The organism is Anaerophaga thermohalophila str. Valhall, assembly GCF_000250735.1.
In the GTDB taxonomy this organism is placed as follows: Bacteria; Bacteroidota; Bacteroidia; order Bacteroidales; family Marinilabiliaceae; genus Anaerophaga; species Anaerophaga thermohalophila_A.
Map to the genome: position 1 here is coordinate 1 of NZ_AHZV01000027.1, position 3,015 is coordinate 3,015.

Below are 3,015 nucleotides of genomic sequence, written 5' to 3' on the forward strand. Positions count from 1 at the left end.
TCCAGGACTGTGTAAAAGTATTCAGAACGCACATAAATACACGATTTCATTAAATCCGTTTCATTTTAGTCGGACAGCAGTGATAAAAAATATAAAATCCCATGGTTTTAAGAACCGTCGTGTACAGCCTGTTCCGTTTTATCGGGAAGTCCTGTATGGAAGGTTTATCTTTTGAAACAGGTTGATTTTACAGGAGGAATGTGAATGGTAATCCGGTGAGGCAATTGATTGAAGGTAGTTCTCATTTTAGATTTTCATTAATCTGTCTTTGCCAATTTTAAGTTTTATCATATTAAAATTATCTGGGTTGTTTATTTCTCCCCAAAATTTCTTGATGTAATTTGCTCTATCAAAGCTACCGTCTTCTTTTTCATAAATCCAAATTGATTCTTTGTCGCAAAGTATCAATAATGAAGCTTCTAATCTAACTGCATATGATCTGGCTTGTTTAAAAGTCTCTTCTAAATCTTTGTTTGTTTTTATGTAAAGTTTTGACTCTATAAGCATTTTAGCTTTTTCATATCCCTTTTCTACCGATGCTAAGAGAGCATAATCCGGATAATATCTTTCTCCACGTCCCATTCGAACAGGCATTTGTCTTATCCAATCATTTGAATTATAACCTAATTCTTTTAGTAGCGGCTCAATAAGATTTATTTCTACATCTCTCTCAGTTTTTAATTCAAAATCAAATGAAATCTCTGGTCTGTAAATTTGTGGTAGTTTTTCCGTATCAAAATTCCTGGCAGAAATTAAGGTGAGTAACCTTTTATAATCTCTGGATGAGAAGGAGTATCCGTTTATCCCTTGCAAATTCCTTCGCACTAAAGGATTTTTCGAAAAATATTCATCTGTCTTTAATTCGGATATATGTATCGGGGGTATTTTAATGCAATGTCCTATATAAATGCTGCCATAGAAATAAAAAAATGGATCTGCAATTCCATCTGAGATTGCACGCCAAACTGAGTGAATGTAACTTCTTGGAGCAAGACAATACATAATGATAATATCTCCGCGTTTCGTATCAACATTCCCTTGCCAAAAGAATGTTGAATTTATATTTGCGCTGTCAATAAAGCTAAAATCATCACCGAATTTATCACCGCCGACAATCCAAGCCTTTGTGGGAGGTGGTAGTTTTTTACTTGAGGATTCAGTGCCGGCAACATACTTTGGAGCAAAATCATACAAAAATGCACAGAATTCCTCATTCTTAAGGTTATTTTCATTTTGAAACTTTGAAAACAATTTGCATAACTCAAAGTAATATTTTACTCTTTCACGTTTGTTCCTTTTTGGGGGTACGTCAGGTAAATCAAATGAAAAGGCGTCTGAAATTCTGGTAAAGTCATAAAATTTACACCTGAAAAAATATGGCTTAAAATAATCAGGATATTTGGAATAAAGCCATAAGGAAATTAATGGAATATAGTCAAGTATAAACTCATAGTTTTGTTTGCCTTTAAAATATTTCCTACAAATTTCATTATCTATGAGTCTATCAAAAAATAATTCAGCTTGAACAAAGTTTAGAATCTCAGGAAATTCAGGTGATAATGATGAATTTAGATTTGCCAACTCTTTATTCGCGTTATGGGGTAAATATTTTTTTGCTAAAACCTGAATTGAATTGTAAGAACTATTCTTGAAAAGATTAATTATTACTTGTCCTGATTTTGTCTCTTTATAATTATTCCAAATAAACTGATTTATTTTCATGTGATGTATTTAGGGGTTGGTGAACAACACTTCTATAGTTTTATTTCATCCCGAAAATAAGCGGAAATCCAAAGGTCACAAAAATTGTCCAAAGAGCATAAACCGGTAAGTACCTGGCGATGATTAACTCCACTTTTTTAATATCATCACCTTTACAGCATACTCTGTACAACTCAATCATAATCCATACCAGATTACCAAAAATCAAAAGATTTGAGCCCAATACGGCTGTTCTGTTCGGGGAAAAGCCATATTCTCCTAACCTGTAGACAATGGCCGACAACGCAATTAAATCAACAATCAGGGTAATTATTGAAAGTACTAAAAGTGTCAGCTCGCTGAATTTCTGTTTTTCCCCTTCTGATGTTTCTGAAACAGAGAACACAATAATAGCCATAACTCCGATCAGCAAGAGATTAAAAACGATTAAAAAATCTCGGTCGCTGTATGGGTCCTTCCCTGTGAGTACAATACTTACCAGGTAAATTATGAGTGTTACTAAAACCAGGGGGCTGAAAATAGTTGCTATTACCGGAGCAATCTTAGTTGTTATTGATGGAAAACTATTGATGACAAAAGTTGCTACAATCGGGACGGAAACCAATCCGATGATAACGATATAATCGAAGTAAAACTTTTCAATATCCAAATCAATGGCCGAGAACAAGCCAAGGGTAACGACTGTTAATATTCCACCGGCAATTAAAATTATAGCTCCCAGTATGGCTAAATCTCCATTATATTTGATGTAATCGATTCGTTTTATCCTGTCGTTTGCATCGAAACCGATGAATATGAACCCGTATAAACACCAAAGAAACAGGGGCAAATGAATATAAGCCAGGTTAATCGAATGGCTGTCTCTGTCAGACGGCAACAGATTTATGTACATGGCTGATATAATAAACACAATTGCCGAAATAATCAGGAATTTGGTGTTAATCTGTTTTTTGGTTAAAATAACAAATGCCGATAAGCCCAGAAAAACAATTAATCCGGCATTTTTTTCATAGAATAAATAGGTGTTGATGTCCAGGTTGGTTAGCTGAGGAATTTTTATCATCAGGCCGGTCACCAGGCAGGTAATGATCAGATACAAAACATTTGTCTTCCATTTTTTTTCTTTGTCTTCGCCCGGGTTATCAAATTCTAACCTGGTCTTCCAGAAGTCAGCCGCGTTCTTGTCAGCAATTTCGGGGTAGATTTCGAAGAATGCATGTTCAAATCCTTTTTTATCGGCACGGTACAACTTTTCCAGTTGTACGGGGTTGTCTATGTGCTTTTTAATATCTG

The 3,015-nt window shown here is 34.8% G+C and carries 2 protein-coding genes; both read right to left on the bottom strand.

Going from position 1 to position 3,015, the window contains the following annotated elements; all coding sequences use genetic code 11:
- Positions 1-246: 246 nt before the first annotated feature.
- Positions 247-1,722 carry a type I restriction enzyme HsdR N-terminal domain-containing protein gene (locus OQ5_RS0101080; protein ID WP_016775718.1) on the bottom strand — a complete coding sequence of 492 codons (1,476 nt, stop codon included), beginning with the start codon at positions 1,720-1,722 and terminating at the stop codon, positions 247-249.
- Positions 1,723-1,762: 40 nt separating this feature from the next.
- Positions 1,763-3,015: DUF4153 domain-containing protein (locus OQ5_RS0101085; RefSeq protein ID WP_016775719.1), on the bottom strand; the 1,253-nt coding region annotated here is incomplete at its 5' end.

Coding starts and splice junctions, on each gene's coding strand:
- OQ5_RS0101080 (WP_016775718.1), bottom strand. CDS start 1,722: ATGAAAATAAATCAGTTTATTTGGAATAATTATAAAGAGACAAAATCA.